The following is a 17,070-nucleotide window of genomic DNA, read 5'->3' as shown; positions in this document are numbered from 1 at the left end:
TGCCCTGACCTTCTTCCACGCCCTCGAACTGGGCAAGCGCGCCCCCCCAGGGGTTCAGACGGCCGTGGCGGCGCGCTTGCCCAGTTCGAGGGCGTGGAAGAAGGTCAGGGCACTCATGCCCATGGACGGCACGTTCTCCTGCATCAGCCGCATGCGGTGCGGGGCGTCGTGGAACTTGGGATCGAGCTGGAACTCGGCGGCCAGGGAGAACCAGGTGACCGGTACCGCACCGGCTTGGACCATGCGCTGCACCGCCGCGTTGTGTGCCTCGAGCGAGGGGCTGGCGGAGGCGTCGACGGCCACGTGCACGCGGTATCCCTCGCGCAGGCCGCCCAGCACCGTCTGCAGCACGCATCCGTCCGTGGCGACGCCGCCGACCACCAGGTTCTCCCGGCCTTCCTCCCGGACCGCCTGGGCGAACGACTCGTCCAGGAAGGAGTTGAAGTCGACGGCACGCTCGATGACCGGCTGGTCACCGATGGCCTCCAACAGCTCCGGGTACAGCGGGCCGGACGGCTTGCTCGACTGGCCGTTGGTCACGACCAGACCGCTTTCGTACCACTTCGCCGTCTTCGCCAGGCCCACGACGTTGTTGATGTGTTCGGCGAGGTTGTGGGAGCGCAGAAGGTTCGCGAAACCGACTGCGTAGTCGACGAGAACGACGGTGGTGTTGGCGGGGTTGAGGGGCTCAGGAGTCATGACGAAACTTCTTTCTGATCGAAGGAAAGCGGCGCGTTGGTCGCGCAGCGGTGGGCAGGTGCCTTGGCGCACTGGTGACCGCTTGGTCACTAACGGAGGTACGCCGACCCCGAGTCCAATTTCGAGACGGTCACTGAATCTGGAAGTGCGCTTTCGGTATGGAGGGACCATCGCCCACCGGGAGCAACACCGCGAGCGGCGTCGAGCCGCCGGCGAAGCGCCGACGGGCCCCTGAAGAACGCAGGGCCGCGATCGTCGCAGCCGCACGGGCCGCCTTCGCCGAGCTGGGCTGATGGCAGAGGTGGCCGGCGATCCCAAGTCGTTGCCGACGCGCATCGCCCGGTCATACGTCCGACGCATGAACCTCAGCGGCGGCAACGACTCGTTCGTGGCTTTGCTCCGTGCCGTGGCCGCAGAGGAGGAGACCGCCAAACGGCTGTTTGCCGCCATGCAGGAGGACAGTGTCGAGATCTACCGCCACATACGCACCGGTCCCAAGCTGGAGGAGCGCGTCGCCTCCGTGGGCGCCTACCTCATCGGTGTGACGTTCTCTCGGTTCATTTTCAGAAGTGGCCCCCGGGCCTCGATGTCGGACGAAGAGCTCACCCGCCATCTCGTTCCCAACCTCCGCAGTCCCCCAGATTGACTGACGCACCGTCATGAGGCTGCGGAAAAGCATGTCGTCCAGCTGCACCATGCGGTGCCCGGAAGTCGACCCGGACGTACACATGGCTGCCTCCTTCCCAGGCGGTGTCGACCGGATCCAGGCCCCGGGTCGGTATGTACCGGCCCGCCCTGGGACTCGCCCGACCGGCCCCCTTGCCGGGCCGAGAGGCCTACTCGCCTGACGGGACCTGGTGACCGCGTTTGTTGACGGACTGCTTGATCGCGTATGCGGTCGTGGTGAACGTGTCGATCTGTTCCGCTGTCAGGCCCTGTACGGAAATCTTCTCCAGGGTCCGCCACATGTCCGCGATGGGGTCGCGCAGGGCGCGTCCGGCGTCGGTGAGGTGCACGACCATGACGCGCCCGTCGTGTTCGGCAGGCTCCCGGGTGAGGAGTCCGGCGTCCTGCATGCGGCGCAGCGCCTTGGAGACGGTGGAGTGGTCGAGGCCGACGCTGTCCAGCAGTTCGGACTGGGTCTGGCCGTCGCGGTCGAAGAGCTGCATGAGGAGCAGTTCCTGTCCCGGGTGCAGGTTCATGTTGCGGAGCATGGCGGCGGCGTGGCCGCGGTGGGCGCGGGCGAGTTGGAAGATGGCGTAGCTGAGGCGGCCGTCGCGCGCCGTGCTGGGGGGCATGGGGGCGTGGTCGGTCGTCACGCTTCTCCTCAGGCGTCGTGGCGGGTGGGGTAGTCGGTGTACCCGGTTTCGCCGCCGCCGTAGAAGAAAGTCGGGTCGGGCGTGTTCAGCGGCGCCCCGGAGCGTACCCGCTCGACCAGGTCGGGGTTGGCCAGTGCGAGCGCGCCGACGGTGACAATGTCGGCCCGGCCATCGGCGACGTCCTTGGCGCGCGCCGCGAGATCGGCGCCCCCACGGTTGAGCACGAGCGCTCCGGGCCACAGCGACCGCAGAGTGTCCAGCAGTTGCTCATCGCCGGAGTGAATCAGATGCAGGTAGGCGAGGTCCAGCGGTGCGAGGGCGCGCACCAGCGCCGGGTACAGCTCGTGTGTGTGGTTCTCGCGGATGTCGTTGTACGGGTTGCCGGGGGACAGCCGGATGCCGGTGCGGCCCGCGCCGATCTCGTCGGCGACGGCGGCAGCGACCTCGACGGCGAAGCGGATGCGGCCATCGAGCGAGCCGCCGTAGCGGTCGGTGCGCTGGTTGGCGTTGGAGGAGAGGAACTGGTGGACGAGGTAGCCGTTGCCGCTGTGGATCTCCACACCGTCCGCGCCGGCCGCTATCGCGCTCGCGGCGGCGCGGCGGAAGTCCTGGACCGTCGCGGCGACCTCGTGGACGGACAGCGCCCGCGGCTGCGGCATCTCCTGCGGTCCGGACGCGGTGTACATCATGCCCGCCGGGCGCACCGAGGAGGGTGCCACCGGCTGCCGTCCGTGCGGGGTGTTGCCGGGATGGGCGATGCGCCCGACGTGCATCAACTGCACGACGATGCGCCCGCCGGCGGCGTGCACCGCGTCGGTGACCTTGCGCCACCCGGCCACCTGCTCCTCGGCGTGGACGCCGGGGGTGAGCAGGTAACCCTGCCCGTCGGCAGACGGCTGGGTGCCCTCGGTGATGATGAGCGCGTTCGAGGCGCGCTGGGCGTAGTACTCGGCGTTCAGCTCGGTCGGCACACCTTCTGCGGTGCTGCGGCTGCGCGTCATCGGGGCCATGGCCAGCCGGTGCGGCAGCCGGATGTCTCCGGCGCGGATGGGCTGCCACAGGGGATTCAGGTCGGTGGTGAGCATGAGGGATTCCTTCGATGCGGAAGGGATACGGAAGGGTGCGGTCTGGACGCACGACGGGTGCGTGCGGACACGGGCCCGCCGGCTGGTGGCAGGCGGCCGTACGGGGCCGGTCCCGCAGGTGCAAGGGCCGGCTCGTGGGAGAGGGGGTCAGTCGACGGTGAGGACGAGCTTTCCGCGGTTGTGGCCGGCATCGCTGGTTTGCTGGGCCTTGGCAGCGTCGGCGAGCGGGTAGGTCGCGCCGACCGTGGTCACCAGTGCGCCGTCGGCGGCCTGCTGGGCCAGTTCGGCCAGCCGGGCGGCCGAGCGCCGCGCCGGGCCCTCGGCGAAGACGACACCGAGTTCGCGGGCCCGGAAGTCGGCGGTCGTGACGATCCGGTCGGTGCCGCCGCGCAGGGTGATGGAGTCCTCCAGCGCGCCCTGGCCCGCAGCGTCGAACACGGCGTCCACGCCGCTCGGGGCGAGAGCGCGGACCCGCTCGACCAGGTCTTCTCCGTAGACCAGCGCGGTAGCGCCGAGCGAGGTCACGTACTCCTGGTTGGCCGGGCCTGCGGTGCCGATGACGTGGGCGCCGCGGGCGACGGCGAGTTGGACGGCGACGGTGCCGAGTGCGCCGGACGCGCCGTGGATCAGCAGGGTCTCGCCGGCCTTGACGTCGAGCAGGTCCAGGACCCGGTCGGCACCGTCGCTCGCCACCGGCAACGCGGCCGCGTGCGTCCAGTCCAGGCCTGCCGGCTTGGGGGCGAGGACGGCCGCGGTGGCAAGTGCGTACTGGGCGTAGGCGCCAGTGTCGGACCAGCCCAGCACCTCGTCACCCACCTTCAGCCGGTCGACGCCTTCGCCGACGGCGTCGACGACTCCGGCGATCTCCCCGCCGGGGACGGCGGGCAGAGTGGTGGGGAAGATGGCCTCCATGATCCCGGAGCGGATCTTTCCGTCGACGGGGTTGACGCCGGCCGCCCGGACGCGGACGCGGACCTGGCCGGGACCGGGCTCGGGAATTTCGGTCTCCGCCTCGTGCAGGACCTCCGTGCCGCCGAACGTGTCGAAAACGATGGCCTTCATAGCTGCTGTCTCCTTCGATGGTTTGACTGGTGACACCGATTAGGTGGCTGGACACATAAAACGTATCCCGATTATGTGGCTAGCCAAGTATCTGGATGGGTGCGTGCGGGCTGGATCCGCGGAGCTTCGGGCCGCCTGCCCAGGAGGGGCCTCTCGGGCAATGAAGACGGCTTCGGTGGCGAGATGGCGGATCTACCGGTCCTACCTGCCTCCGGGTCGGATGACCATGCTGGTTCCCTACCTGAGTCGGTCAGCCGGCCGATGGCCCGCGGCTCCCTCGGGTTCAGCGCGGCGGGCCGAGGATGGTACCGCCGTAGAGTTCGGATGCTTCCGCCAGGAGGGACTTGGGGATCTCGAAGCCGTCGGGGCGTGGGGTGGTGAGATCGCGTCCGGCGTGGCGGAACATGCCCTCGATGCCGCCGGGTGTGGCGATCATCAGGAGGTCTGCGCGGTCGGAGGTGATGCGGTAGCCGTGCGGGACGTTGCGGGGCAGGTACACGATCCCGCCCTCGCGCAGTTCGTGTTCCTCCTCCCCCGACCACACCAGGGCCGTGCCCTTGATCAGCATGAACACCTCGTCCTCGCGGGTGTGCAGGTGGAACGGCGGGGCTTCGCCCTTGGCGACGTCGAAGCGGCCCACGGTCAGCTTGCCCTCGGTGGCTTCCTTGTCGAGCAGCACGGAGAACGTTCCCCCATCGAGCCATTCGAGCTTCTGCTGCTGCTCGGGCTGCGCCAGATAGGCCATCGTCATGACTCGGCCCTGCGCACGCCGGCGAGGGCGGCCATGGGCACGGTGACCTCGGGAGCTGCGCCGTCGAGAACGCGGAAGCCGTCGGGCCATATGCGCATTCCGGCCTGGATGCCGGCCGCAGCACCGACAGCAGTCGGGGTCCAGAGCGTCATGTGATCCTCATTTCTTGTTCGAAGCACTCTTAGGACGTGCTTTGCCGCATCCGCGAAGCGACAACTTCGGTGTGTGAACCGAACGGCAACTGACGAGGCCTAATGGCCTACGGCTGCCAGGAGTTGGAGCTTTTCGTAGTCCGGTGAGCCGGGTACGGCGGAGAAGACCAGCAGTTCCTGAACCTGGTCGGGGTCCACCAGCCGCTGGCAGTACAGCTTCAGCTCACCCAACTCCCCATGCCGGTAGCGCTTGAGGTCGTTGTGGTGGGTGACGTCCACCTCGTGCAACCGCCAGAGGTCGGCGAATTCCGGGCTGACCTCCAGCAGTGCCGCGACGATGTCGCCGGCCCTGCCCTGAGGGTCAGCCGTGTACGCCGCCCGGATGTCCACGGTGCAGACCCTGCCCCGCAGGGCGTGATCCTCGACGGGATAGAGATCGCGTTGCGCCGGGTCGGTGAACCAGCGATAGACCAGGTAGCGGGACAGTCCGCTGAAGCGGGTGTAATCGCCCAGCAGGGCAACCGCCGGGCGGGTCTGCAGCAGCGTCTCACCGAACCGGGACATCACCAACGCGGGTGTGTCCGAGAGCCGTTCCACGATGCGCATCATGGTGGGGCTGACGTGATCTTCGCGCAGTACCCGCTGCGGCGCGGGGTGCCCGGCGAGGTCGAAGAGGTAGTCCCGCTCACTCAGGCTGAGATGCAGGCCCCGGGCGAGTGCGGCGAGCACCTGCTCGGACGGCATCGGGCCACGCTGCTGCTCGATCCGACTGTAGTAATCGACCGACATGCCGGCCAGCGCCGCCACCTCCTCACGCCTGAGCCCACCGGTACGACGCCGAGAGCCGCGGGGAAGCCCGACGTCCTCCGGTTGCAGCACCTCCCGGCGTGCCCGGAGAAAATCGGCCAGCAATGCCCGGTCCATCTCAACCTCCCGTGTGCGACTGATCAAGCATCGCGTGACCCACAACCCGGATGAAGGCCGTACTTATCCACGGACAAGTTGTCCGTGGCAAACCACACGATGGGGAGGGATGAGTCGCTTGTCGTCACACAACGTCTTCTGGCACAGAACGGCGCTCTCCGTCTCCAATGGTGTCGGCGGCTCGGTCGGCACCTCCGCCCGGTGTCCCCGCGGCCGGCTCGCGCCAGCTGCCCCGACCCAGTCCCGCAAGGTCTCGGGGTTGATTCCCAGACCGGCAGTGACCTGCCGGATCGTCGCCTCAGGCCGCGACCTGTACAGCGCGACAGCGTCCGCCTTGAACTGCGGCGTAAAGTGCTTCATGACCACGAGATGTCCGTTCTCGGATCCTCAGGATCCAGTGTCTCGTGTCTCGTGTCTCGTGTCTCAAGGAGCAAGGCCCCACCTCACGACCACGCCGCACAGGCCTAAGGTCAAGTTAAGGTGATCCGACTGCGCGCAAGGCCTTTTCCGGTACGGTGGATTGCGCCGACCTGCCAGTTCTTCGGCAGAGTTCGAGCAGGGCGTTGCGGGACGCGTGCGCGCCCGCCGGGCTGAGGTCGCGCACGGTCCGCTGGACCATGCTGGTGTGTGCCATGAGGATCTGCGCCGCGGGCGAGTTGGCCTGCCCGGCGCGTGGTTTCCCGGCGACCAGGGAGCGCAGGGCATCGCCGGGAAAGATGAAGATGCGAGTGCCGATCTCGGGCGTGGTGTGGAGTGATTCTCCGTCACGACGTGGTGCATGAAGTAGGTGCCGGCCGAGACGTACGCGTCACCGCCCTGATCGTGTGGGTCCTGCAGGGCTACTGCGCCGCGCAGCCCGGCGTACAGCCTGATCTCATCGTGCTCATGTCTCCCGACTGCGAGGGTGCTCACGGGGGAGGAGCCCCAGAGTTCGTTGACGGCGGTGTCCTGCAGGGTCACCGAGCGCATCGTTCCCTGGAAGCCGTCGGCGGTGGAAGCGCTGAATTCCGGCAGGGGTACAGGTCTCCCTGAAGATGTCGCCGGAATCCCATCTGGTGTCGCAAAAGTACAATCTTTCCTCGCACGGCTGTTCCTACCCTTGGCTGTACTTCAACCGTCAACGATCAACAGCCTGCGGATGCACCCGGCGCCACAGAGACCATGCCTTCCTTCGCGTGCTAAGCGACGCCACCGCGACCTCTCGGGCGAAAGCAGAAAAGACACATGAAGGCAGTGCGTTTCCATCAGTACGGCGACCTGGATGCGTCTCCTTCGCGGAGGTTGAGATGGACCGGGCGTTGTTGGCCGATTTTCTCCGGGCACGCCGGGAGGTGCTGCAACCGGAGGATGTCGGGCTTCCCCGCGGCTCTCGGCGTCGTACCGGTGGGCTCAGGCGTGAGGAGGTGGCGGCGCTGGCCGGTATGTCGGTCGATTACTACAGTCGGATCGAGCAGCAGCGTGGCCCGATGCCGTCCGAGCAGGTGCTCGCCGCGCTCGCCCGGGGCCTGCATCTCAGCCTGAGTGAGCGGGACTACCTCTTCGACCTCGCCGGGCACCCCGCGCCGCGGCGGGTCCTGCGCGAGGATCACGTCAGCCCCACCATGATGCGCATCGTCGAGCGACTCTCGGACACACCCGCGTTGGTGATGTCCCGGTTCGGTGAGACGCTGCTGCAGAACCGCCCGGCAGTCGCTCTGCTGGGCGACTACACCCGCTTCAACGGACTGTCCCGCTACCTGGTCTATCGCTGGTTCACCGACCCGGCGCAACGCGATCTCTATCCCGTCGAGGACCACGCCCTGCGGGGCAGGGTCTTCACCGTGGAAATCCGGGTGGCGTACACGGCGGACCCTCAGGGCAGGGCCGGCGACATCGTCGCGGCACTGCTGGAGGTCAGCCCCGAATTCGCCGAACTCTGGCGGTTGCACGAGGTCGACGTCACCCACCATCAGGACCTGAAGCGCTACCGGCATGCGGAGCTGGGCGAGATGGAGCTGTACTGCCAGCGACTGGTGGACCCCGACCAGGTTCAGGAACTGCTGGTCTTCTCCGCCGTACCCGGCTCACCGGACTACGAAAAACTCCAACTCCTGGCAGCCGTAGGCGCTTAAGGCTTGCCGGGAATCAACACGCTGGTTTGATCTTGGTGTTGTCTGAGTCCAGGAATCTGGCGATGTCGACTGGTGTGCGAAAACGAGCAGTTGAGGAAGGAATGCACATGCCGTGTGCTTCGACGAGCGGGCGGACGTCCTTGACCCCACGGCTGATGGTCATGGCGGTGGTGTTGAAGAGCTGCCAAAAAAGCCGCTCGAGCACCGCCGAGGCCATCGGCAGGCTGACGAGCAAGGAGCGGTACTCCTTCGGCGCGCAGTTCGCCGAGGTCACCGTCGACGTCACCACCGGCGAGGTCCGCGTACGGCGGATGCTCGGGAAGTCCGCGGCGGGCCGGATCGTCAACCCGCTGACCGCGCGCAGCCAGTTCGTCGACGACATGGTCTGGGGCCTGTCCATGGCACTCCACGAGGTCGGGGACCGGGCCACGGGTGGACACGTCGGCGCGGACCTCGCGGGCTACCACTTCGCCGCGAACGCGGACGTCCCCGTCATCGAGGCGGACTGGGTGGACGACCCGGACCCGGACGACCCGGTCGGGATCAAGGGCATCGGCGAGATCGGGATCGTGGGAGCCGCGGCGGCGATCGCCAACGCGGTCTGGCACGCGACCGGCGTACGCCACCGGCACCTGCCCATCCGGCCCGACCGTGTACTGATGGCCGGCCGAGATGCTTGACATCGCAACCGAACTGCTCCGGTGGGTGGCGGAGGGCCGTGACTTCGCCGTGGCCACGGTTGTGACCGTCGGCGGCAGCGCTCCCCGCCCGCCGGGCGCGGCGCTCGCCGTCGACGCCGACGGCACGGCTGTCGGCTCGGTCTCCGGCGGCTGTGTGGAGGGCGCTGTGTACGACCTGTGCGTCCAGGCGCTCCAGGAGGGCCGCGTGGTACGGGAGCGGTTCGGCTACAGCGACGAGGACGCGTTCGCGGTGGGCCTGACCTGCGGCGGGGTGATCGATGTCCTGGTCACCTCGGTCCGCAGGGACGCGCCGGACCGACAGGTGCTCGAGGCGGCGCTCTCGGCCGCCGCCGGTGGGGAGACCGCCGCTTTCGCCCGTGTGGTCCGGGGCCCGGCCGAACTGCTCGGCCGCGCACTGCTGGTCCGCGCAGACGGGGCGTACGAGGGCGGTCTCGGCGGCGATCCGCGGCTGGACGGCACGGCGGTGGCCGAGACCCGCGCGCTGCTGGAAGCCGGCCGTACCGGCACGGTCGACGTCTCGGAGGACGGCTCGCACTGCCTGGGCGGCGTGACGCTCTTCGCCGAGTCCAGTGTGGAACCTCCCCGCATGATTGTCTTCGGGGCGATCGACTTCGCGGCGGCGCTCGTGCGGACGGGCAAGTTCCTCGGCTACCACGTGACCGTTTGCGACGCCCGCCCCGTCTTCGCCACCCGGGCCCGCTTTCCCGAGGCCGACGAGATCATGGTCGACTGGCCGGACCGCTATCTGCGCGGCACCGGGACCGACGCCCGCACGGTCCTGTGCGTGCTCACCCATGACGCCAAGTTCGACGTCCCGCTGCTGGAGGAGGCGCTGCGGCTGCCGGTCGCGTTCGTCGGCGAGATGGGCTCGCGCCGCACCCACGAGGACCGCAACCGGCGGCTGCGCGAAGCGGGTGTCACCGAGGAGGAGCTGGCCCGGCTGCACTCCCCGATCGGCCTCGACCTGGGTGCCCGTACGCCGGAGGAGACCGCCCTGTCGATCGCGGCCGAGATCGTCGCGGCGCGCCGGGGCGGGTCCGGCACACCGCTGACCGGCGCACCCACCCCGATCCACCATGACCGCCCCGAAGGCCCAGGTCGGGTGACCGCACTGACGTCGGCAGCCGGATGACCTCCTTCTCGTAGCTCCTGCACCGCGGGCGAGCGGCGTCAGACGTACGCGGGACCGAAGGAGGGGCACCGGGGGAAGTCTCCAGTCCGGGTGCTGAGCTGGGCGTTGTCCTGGAGAAGACCCGGTGCGTGCAGCGCCGGTTTTTCCCGCTGAACTGCCGTACCCCCAGGGCCCGTCATCTGTCGACGGGCCACTACACACACGGAGGATCCGAGTGATTACCCAACGCACCACAGGGCGGCGTAAGCAGGCTGCGGCCGCCGCAGCCGTGGTCGCTGCACTGCTGTCCACGGCGGCGTGCGGCAGCAGCAGCAACAACGACGGCTCGAAGAACGACGCGGCCGGCTTCAACGCCGCGAACAACAAGGTCGCTCAGGCCTCCCTCGCCAAGAAGGGCGGCACGCTGAAGTTCGCCGCGACCCAGGACGCCGACTCGTGGGACACCACGCGCGGCTACTACGGCTTCATGTGGAACTTCTCCCGCTACTACAGCCGCACCCTGGTGACCGGCAAGGCGGAGCCCGGTGCCGCGGGCGCCGAGGCCACTGCTGACCTCGCCACCAGCACGGCGAAGATCACCGACGACGGCAAGACGTACACGTACACGCTGCGTGACGGGATCACCTGGGAGGATGGCAAGCCCATCACCTCCAAGGACGTCAAGTACGGCATAGAGCGCCAGTGGGCGCAGGACGTACTGTCCGGCGGTCCGGTCTACCTGAAGGACGTCCTCGACCCCAAGGGCGAGTACAAGGGCCCGTACAAGGACAAGTCCGCGGACAAGCTGGGTCTGAAGGCCATCAAGACCCCGGACGACAAGACCATCATCTTCAAGCTCCCCCAGGCCAACTCGGACTTCGAGGACATGCTCGCCATGACCTCGGCGGCCCCGGTGCGCCAGGACAAGGACACGAAGTCGAAGTACGGCCTGAAGCCGTTCTCGTCCGGCCCGTACAAGTTCCAGTCGTACACGCCGAACAAGTCGCTGACCCTGGTCCGCAACCCGGAGTGGAAGGCGTCCTCGGACAAGAACCGCAAGGCGTACCCGGACAAGATCACGCTGACCTTCTTCACCAACGCCAATGACATGGACCAGCGTCTGATCAACGGCGACTACGACCTGGACGCCAACCAGACCGGCGGGCTGTCGCCGCAGGGCCGCACCACCGCCCTGAAGCAGCACAAGGCCAACCTGGACAACCCGGTCTCCGGCTACATCCGCTACGCGGTCTTCCCGCAGAGCGTCAAGCCGTTCGACAACGTGCACTGCCGCAAGGCCGTAATCTACGGCGCCGACCACGAGTCGTTGCAGACCGCTCGTGGTGGCCCGGTCGCCGGTGGTGACATCGGTACCAACATGCTGCCGCCGTCGGTCCCGGGCGCCGAGGGCCAGAAGTACGACCCATACGAGATGGCCACGACGAACAAGAACGGCAACGTCGCCAAGGCCAAGGAAGAGCTGAAGGCCTGCGGTAAGCCGAACGGCTTCAAGACCACCATCGCGGTCCGTAACAACAAGCCTGTCGAGGTTGCCACCGCCGAGTCCCTCCAGGCCTCGCTGAAGAAGGTCGGCATCACCGTCGAGATCGACCAGTTCGACGGTGCGCAGAGCGCCGGCATCATCGGTAGCCCCTCGAACGTGAAGAAGAAGGGCTACGGCATCATCATCATGGGCTGGGGCCCGGACTTCCCGACCGTCCAGGGCTACGGTCTGCCCCTGTGGAGCAGCAAGTACATCCTTGAGAGCGGCAACAACAACTTCGCCCTGATCAACGACAAGAAGATCGACGGCCTCTTCGACGACTACGTCAAGGAACTCGACGACGCGAAGAAGACCGAGATCTCCACGGAGATCAACCACAAGGTCATGGAGGGCGGTTACTACATGCCCTTCGTCTTCGAGAAGTTCATCACCTGGCGCTCCAACCGGCTCGCGAACGTCTACACGACCGACAACTACGGCGGTACGTACGACTTCGTGAACCTCGGCCTGAAGAAGTAACACCCACCGGCGCACCCGCCACACGGCACGAAAGGCAGGTGAAGGCCGGCGCGGCGGGGGCGAGAACAGTGCTCGCTTACCTCATCAGGCGGCTCTTCGCCGCCACAGTGATGCTGGTGGTCATGGCGGAATCAACTGGTCGTCGCAACACCTTGATCACGAAGGTATGCGATGGGACGAGACCAGAAGCAGAAGATGCCGGAGGCGCCTGCGGGAGCGCGACGGCAGTGGGCAGCGGATCGGGCAATGCGACCGCCAATGCGTTCACCGGCTCGGCCGGAGCCGTCTCGTGCAGTGCAGCGCCACTTTTGGCGGCGGATCGCGTCGGGAGTGACGAGGGCAGAGGCCGCGGTGGCTGTTGGCGTTTCTATTTCCTTGTGGAGTTGGGTCAGCTCGGTCCGGGGCCTTGACCCAAGGCCGGGTAGTTAGCGTTTTCGCAAGTCACGCAAGCCAACTGAAGGATTTCTGACGCAGAGCAACGGAGCTCGTTGGTACAGGCAGTCGACCAAGACAGCTTGTCCCGAGGAGCTCCGTTGCCCCGTCATTGTGTCCTGCCGTCTGCGCTGACGGCCATCACCCGAACGGTCACCGTGGCCGCGGGCCGGTTCGCTCCCGGGCATCTGGGCGAGTTGACGGCGGTCGTGCCGTTTGAGCTGGTGGACGCGGTCCTTGCGGAGACGAGGACGGTGCAGCAGCGGCTGCGTGATCTTCCGTCCCGGGTCGGGGTCTACTTCCTGCTGGCGATGTGTCTGTTCCCCGAGGTCGGCTACCGGCTGGTCTGGGACAAGCTGACCGCGGGTCTGTCCGGGATGCCGGTGGTCTGTCCGTCGGCGAAGGCGTTGCGTGACCTGCGCCGGCGGATCGGCAGCGCGCCGGTGCGGGCGTTGTTCGAGGGGCTGGCCGGGTTGCTGGCCCGGCCGACGACGCCAGGGGCGCGGTTCGGCCCCTACCGGATGGTGTCGTTCGACGGCTGCAGTTCGCTGAGAGCCCCCGATTCCGAGCGGAACCAGGCCTGGCTGGGCAGGACTTCGCACCATGGCTATCCGACGCTGGAGTTGATGACGCTGATCGAGACCGGCACCCGGGGCCTGGTCGGCGCGGTTTTCGGACCCACCGCCGAGGGCGAGACGAGCTACGCCGGCCGGCTGCTGCACCTGCTGCCGCCGGACATGCTGGTGCTGTGGGACAAAGGATTCGACAGCAACGCCTTCCTCGCGTCGGTCACCGACACCGGCGCCCAGGTCCTGGGCCGGCTCCGCAGCAACCGGCGCACACCGGTCCTCACCCTCCTCGCTGACGGCTCCTACCTGTCGGTGATCGGCACCGTGAAAGTGCGGGTCATCGACGCTCAGATCGCCGTGACCTGCGCGGACGGCACGTCCTTCACCGGGTCCTACCGACTGGTCACCACCCTGACCGACGCCCGCCGTTACCCCGCCACCGCGCTGGTGGGCCTCTACCACCAGCGGTGGGAACACGAATCGGCGTACTACGCGCTCCGCCACACGGTCATGAACGGGCGCAACCTCCGCTCGGGCGACCCGGCAGGCATCGAGCAGGAGATGTGGTCCCTGCTCACGCTCTACCAGGCCCTGCGCACCGTGATGGTCGGTGCCGCCGAGTCCCTCCCCGGCACCGACCCGGACCGCTGCAGTTTCAGCATCATGCTCCACACCGCCCGCGACCAGGTGATCCAGGCCACCGGCATCATCCCCGCGGACACCGATCGGGACACGCTCCTCGGGACGATCGGCCGTCGGATCCTCACCGGCCTGCTCCCGCCCCGCCGGCAACGGGTCAGCACCCGCAAGGTCAAGTCACCGATGTCCCGCTACAGCGAGCGACGCGAAGACGGCCGCCCCGACACCAGCCGCACCGTCACCCACCTCAACGTCACGGTCCTCGAACCCGTGGATCAGTCACCCGCGTTGCCCCCGGCCTCCCGGGACGACCGGCACGCCATCCCGGCCGCGCGGAGCCGACACCGCATCCTGGCCCTCCTCCAGGAAGACCCCACGCGTCTTTGGCAGCCCCGCGACATCGCCGCCCACTTCGGCGACATCACCCTGGAGACCATGTACAGACAACTGAATCGGTGGGCCGCCAGCGGCCTCATCCACAAACTCGGCCCCGGCCTCTACGCCACAACACCATGGTCTCCAGCCCCACTTGCGTGACCTGCGAAAACGCTAACTACCCGGCCTTGGGCCTTGACCCCTGATCTTGGACACACGAGACACTGGATCCTGAGGATCTGAGAACGGACATCTCGTAGAACTGGGTACGGGCGGCCGGGGCAAGTCGGCCCCGGGGCCGCAGGGCGCAGACACCCGCCGAGCCGCCCATGCCCCTGGAGGCGGAGAACGCGGCCCTGCGCAAGAAGGTCCGCGAGCTGGAGGAGGAGCGCGAGATCCTGCGCAAGGCGGCGAAGTATTTCGCCGGGGAGACGCGCTGGTGAACCGCTTCCAGTTCGTCGCCGACCACCAGCGCCGCTTCGGCGTGAAGCGGCTGTGCACCATCCTGGGCATCGCCCGCTCGAGCTTCTACTACTGGCGCCGAACCGCAGCCGCGAGAGCGGCCCGCCAGGCAGCCGACGCGCAGCTCAACACCCGGATACGGAAAGTCCACCAGGGCTCGGACGGCACCTACGGCGTCCCGAGAATCACTGCCGAACTGCGTGAGGAAGGCGAGCGGATCAATCACAAGCGCGTCGCCCGCCTCATGCGCACGATCGGCCTGGCCGGACTGCGGCTGCGACGCAGACATCGCACCACCGTCACGGATCCGGCCGCCGCGAAGGCAACGGACCTCATCGGCCGCGACTTCACCGCAGAGGTGGTGAACACAAGGTACGTCGGCGACATCACCTATCTCCCGCTGGCAGGCGGGAAGTTCCTGCCCCTGGCCACGGTCATCGACCTTGCTTCCCGGCGCCTGGCAGGCTGGGCGATCGACGACCACATGCGTGCTGAACTGGTCATCGACGCACTGGCCGCGGCCAAACGATGCCGCAGCAGCCTGGCCGGGGCCGTCATGCACACCGACCACGGCTCTCAGTACACGAGCCGGGCCTTCGCTGACGCCTGCCGCCGAGCGGGCGTGGTCCAGAGCATGAGCGCCGTCGGCAGCTCGGCGGACAACGCACTCGCCGAGTCCTTCAACGCCACATGCAAGCGCGAGACGCTCCTGGGCCGCAATGCCTGGGCCGACGAGCGCGAGGCCCGCCTCGACCTGTTCCGCTGGCTGCACCGCTACAACACCGTTCGCCGCCACTCCAGACTCGGACAACGCAGTCCCCTCGCCTACGAAAGGGCACTTGGCTCGACACCAACTACCCTGGCTCCGGCCGCATAGCCCGTGTCCAAGAATCCGGGTCAAGGCCCCAACGGCTGGTGGACCCTGACGCGGGAACTGCTCGTCTTCTCCGCGACGCCCGGTTCCCCGAGCCATGAGAAGCTCCGGCTCCTGTCCGCCGTGCGGAAGTAGCCCGTCGGGCTTCCCGGATGCCGCGGCACTCGGTGGTCCGCCGTCTCGCCGCCCCCCTGTCCATCTCTGCCGCATCGCAGGCTTAACCACGGACAACTTGTCCGGGGTCAAGCAGGACCTTCATCCGGATTCCGGTCGACGACATGCTTGATCAGTCGAACGCGGCGACGCCGAGCAGTTGTCGCGGCTGGTTGCGCTGATCGACTCCGGTGAGCTGCGCGTTGATGTGGCGCAGCGAGTGCCGCTGGCGGTGGCCCGCGACTGCTCGGCCAGCCATCAGACCGTTCTGCCACTCACCCCACGCAGCGAAAGACCGAGATCATGACACTCGAATTCGACCCGGAAGTAGCCGACGTCCTGGCCCAGATGGGCGGAACCGACGCATTCCAGCCCCCACGTGATGACGTCGAGGGGCGGCGAGCCTTCTGGGAGCCGATCCTCGCAGCCTCCAGCACCGCCCAGCCCTTCCCCGAAGACGTCCGGATGAGCGACAGCTACGCCACCACAGACGACGCCGCCCGTATCCAGATGCGCTGGTACTCCAAGGAGGGCGCGACCCCGGGTCCGGCGGTGGTGTACTTCCACGGTGGCGGATACTTCTTCGGCCACATCGACCACTTCGACGGCACTCTCGCCCGCTACGTCTCCGCCAGCGGCGTGCCGATGCTGTCGGTCGAGTACCGCCGCGCCCCCGAGCACCCCTTCCCGACCCCGATCGAAGATGGCTACGCGGCGCTGCGCTGGCTGCACGAGCACGCCGCAGAACTCGGCGTCGACCCCGGCCGGATCGGCGTGATGGGCGACAGCGCCGGCGGCGGCCTGGCCGCCGCCGTGGCAATCCTGACGCGAGAGCGCGGCGGCCCGAAGATCGCCCGCCAGATCCTCATCATGCCGATGCTCGACGACCGCACCGGCGCCCCCGACCCCCACCTTGCGCCCTTCATCTACAACTACGGCGACCTTGTCACCGGATGGCGGGCTTTCCTCGGCGACGCCGTCGGAGGGTCCGACGTCCCGGCCACGGCGGCCCCGGCCCGGCTCTCAGACGCCACCGGCCTGCCGCCGGCCTACATCGAGGTCGGCCAGCTCGACCTGTTCCGCGACGAGGACACCGCCTACGCCACCAAGCTCAGCCGCGCCGGCGTACCGGTCGAATTCCACCTCCACCCCGGCGTCCCGCACGAGTTCGACTCCCTCGCCTTCACCTCCAACGTCGCACGGCGTGCCATCGCCGACCGCGTCCGGGTGCTGAAGTCGATCTGAGCCGCGACCACCGAACCATCCACTGCACGGAAAGAAATGCAATGACTCTCTGGACCCCCATCACCGTCGGCGCCATCGAGCTGCCGCACCGCCTCGCCATGGCTCCGATGACGCGTGACCGCTCCCGGCCGGACGGCGTCCCCACCGACCTCAACCGCGCGTACTACCGTCAGCGCGCGTCGATGGCCTTCATCATCACCGAAGGCACCCAGCCCTCCGCCGACGGCCAGGGCTACCTGCTGACCCCCGGGATCTACACCGAGGCACACATCGCCGGCTGGCAGGAGATCACCAGCGCCGTGCACGCCGCAGGCGGGCGCATCGTCGTCCAGCTCATGCACACGGGCCGCATCTCCCACCCCGACAACACCCCCCACCACCGC

17 protein-coding genes and 3 pseudogenes are annotated in these 17,070 nt (G+C 68.0%); 10 read left to right on the top strand and 10 right to left on the bottom strand.

Annotated features, from left to right (window positions below):
- Positions 1–54 precede the first annotated feature (54 nt).
- The gene (locus G5C60_RS40990; protein WP_165267576.1) at positions 55–699 is read right to left on the bottom strand and encodes an isochorismatase family protein; all 645 of its coding nucleotides are present in this window, start codon (positions 697–699) and stop codon (positions 55–57) included.
- 158 nt (positions 700–857) lie between these two features.
- On the opposite strand from G5C60_RS40990, the gene G5C60_RS53415 reads away from it, so the two are divergent.
- Together G5C60_RS53415 and G5C60_RS40985 are read left to right on the top strand one after the other, a co-directional pair.
- Complete coding sequence (locus G5C60_RS53415; RefSeq protein ID WP_277611459.1) at positions 858–992, top strand: hypothetical protein; 135 nt, start codon at positions 858–860, stop codon at positions 990–992.
- Positions 992–1,345 (top strand): TetR/AcrR family transcriptional regulator, encoded by a 354-nt coding sequence (locus G5C60_RS40985; RefSeq protein WP_165267574.1) that lies wholly within the window; start codon positions 992–994, stop codon positions 1,343–1,345. The genes G5C60_RS53415 and G5C60_RS40985 overlap by 1 nt, the downstream gene beginning before the upstream one ends.
- 190 nt (positions 1,346–1,535) lie before the next feature.
- On the opposite strand, the gene G5C60_RS40980 is transcribed toward G5C60_RS40985, so the two are convergent.
- The 7 genes from G5C60_RS40980 to G5C60_RS54380 form a co-directional block, all read right to left on the bottom strand.
- Positions 1,536–1,997, bottom strand: a complete 462-nt coding sequence (locus G5C60_RS40980) for a MarR family winged helix-turn-helix transcriptional regulator (RefSeq protein WP_165267578.1) — start codon at positions 1,995–1,997, stop codon at positions 1,536–1,538.
- A 29-nt stretch (positions 1,998–2,026) separates the two neighbouring features.
- The gene (locus G5C60_RS40975) at positions 2,027–3,103 is read right to left on the bottom strand and encodes an alkene reductase (protein WP_165267572.1); all 1,077 of its coding nucleotides are present in this window, start codon (positions 3,101–3,103) and stop codon (positions 2,027–2,029) included.
- A gap of 147 nt (positions 3,104–3,250) precedes the next feature.
- Entirely contained in the window at positions 3,251–4,165 is a 915-nt protein-coding gene (locus tag G5C60_RS40970) for an NADP-dependent oxidoreductase (RefSeq protein WP_165267570.1), read from the bottom strand.
- Positions 4,166–4,448: 283 nt separating this feature from the next.
- Entirely contained in the window at positions 4,449–4,916 is a 468-nt protein-coding gene (locus G5C60_RS40965; protein WP_165267568.1) for a cupin domain-containing protein, read from the bottom strand.
- On the bottom strand, positions 4,913–5,068 hold the full coding sequence (locus G5C60_RS40960) for a hypothetical protein (RefSeq protein WP_165267566.1): 156 nt from the start codon (positions 5,066–5,068) through the stop codon (positions 4,913–4,915). The genes G5C60_RS40965 and G5C60_RS40960 overlap by 4 nt, the downstream gene beginning before the upstream one ends.
- A 99-nt stretch (positions 5,069–5,167) precedes the next feature.
- A complete protein-coding gene (locus G5C60_RS40955; protein WP_165267564.1) occupies positions 5,168–5,992 on the bottom strand; it encodes a helix-turn-helix transcriptional regulator in 825 nt (274 codons plus the stop codon).
- A gap of 63 nt (positions 5,993–6,055) precedes the next feature.
- The gene (locus G5C60_RS54380) at positions 6,056–6,352 is read right to left on the bottom strand and encodes a transposase (protein WP_420907458.1); all 297 of its coding nucleotides are present in this window, start codon (positions 6,350–6,352) and stop codon (positions 6,056–6,058) included.
- A gap of 926 nt (positions 6,353–7,278) precedes the next feature.
- Between G5C60_RS54380 and G5C60_RS40940 the strand changes: the two genes are divergently transcribed.
- The gene (locus tag G5C60_RS40940; protein WP_165267560.1) at positions 7,279–8,103 is read left to right on the top strand and encodes a helix-turn-helix transcriptional regulator; all 825 of its coding nucleotides are present in this window, start codon (positions 7,279–7,281) and stop codon (positions 8,101–8,103) included.
- Between the two features lie 13 nt (positions 8,104–8,116).
- On the opposite strand, the pseudogene G5C60_RS54375 reads toward G5C60_RS40940, so the two are convergent.
- Positions 8,117–8,296: pseudogene (locus tag G5C60_RS54375) on the bottom strand (ISAzo13 family transposase); the annotation flags it as partial.
- Between the two features lies 1 nt (position 8,297).
- Here G5C60_RS54375 and G5C60_RS40935 point away from each other — a divergent pair.
- The 5 genes and pseudogenes from G5C60_RS40935 to G5C60_RS40915 form a co-directional block, all read left to right on the top strand.
- Positions 8,298–8,783, top strand: a pseudogene (locus tag G5C60_RS40935) (molybdopterin cofactor-binding domain-containing protein); the annotation flags it as partial.
- Entirely contained in the window at positions 8,776–9,936 is a 1,161-nt protein-coding gene (locus tag G5C60_RS40930) for an XdhC family protein (protein WP_165267558.1), read from the top strand. The pseudogene G5C60_RS40935 and the gene G5C60_RS40930, both read left to right, overlap by 8 nt.
- 214 nt (positions 9,937–10,150) lie before the next feature.
- Positions 10,151–11,938, top strand: a complete 1,788-nt coding sequence (locus G5C60_RS40925; RefSeq protein ID WP_165267556.1) for an ABC transporter substrate-binding protein — start codon at positions 10,151–10,153, stop codon at positions 11,936–11,938.
- Between the two features lie 533 nt (positions 11,939–12,471).
- Positions 12,472–14,115: an IS4 family transposase gene (locus G5C60_RS40920; RefSeq protein ID WP_165267554.1), complete on the top strand. Its 1,644-nt coding sequence runs from the start codon at positions 12,472–12,474 to the stop codon at positions 14,113–14,115.
- A 119-nt stretch (positions 14,116–14,234) separates the two neighbouring features.
- Positions 14,235–15,292, top strand: a pseudogene (locus G5C60_RS40915) (IS3 family transposase); the annotation flags it as partial.
- A 283-nt stretch (positions 15,293–15,575) separates the two neighbouring features.
- Here the strand turns inward: G5C60_RS40915 and G5C60_RS53410 are convergent.
- The gene (locus G5C60_RS53410) at positions 15,576–15,701 is read right to left on the bottom strand and encodes a hypothetical protein (RefSeq protein WP_277611458.1); all 126 of its coding nucleotides are present in this window, start codon (positions 15,699–15,701) and stop codon (positions 15,576–15,578) included.
- A gap of 44 nt (positions 15,702–15,745) precedes the next feature.
- Here G5C60_RS53410 and G5C60_RS40910 point away from each other — a divergent pair, with 44 nt between their 5' ends.
- Together G5C60_RS40910 and G5C60_RS40905 are read left to right on the top strand one after the other, a co-directional pair.
- A complete protein-coding gene (locus G5C60_RS40910; protein WP_165267550.1) occupies positions 15,746–16,687 on the top strand; it encodes an alpha/beta hydrolase in 942 nt (313 codons plus the stop codon).
- Positions 16,688–16,728: 41 nt separating this feature from the next.
- Positions 16,729–17,070: oxidoreductase (locus G5C60_RS40905; protein WP_478503779.1), on the top strand; the 342-nt coding region annotated here is incomplete at its 3' end.

It is taken from the genome of Streptomyces scabichelini (assembly GCF_011045015.1).
Classification (GTDB): domain Bacteria; phylum Actinomycetota; class Actinomycetes; order Streptomycetales; family Streptomycetaceae; genus Streptomyces; species Streptomyces scabichelini.
Note: the sequence above shows the minus strand (reverse complement) of the source record. Positions and strands in the feature narration are given on the sequence as shown.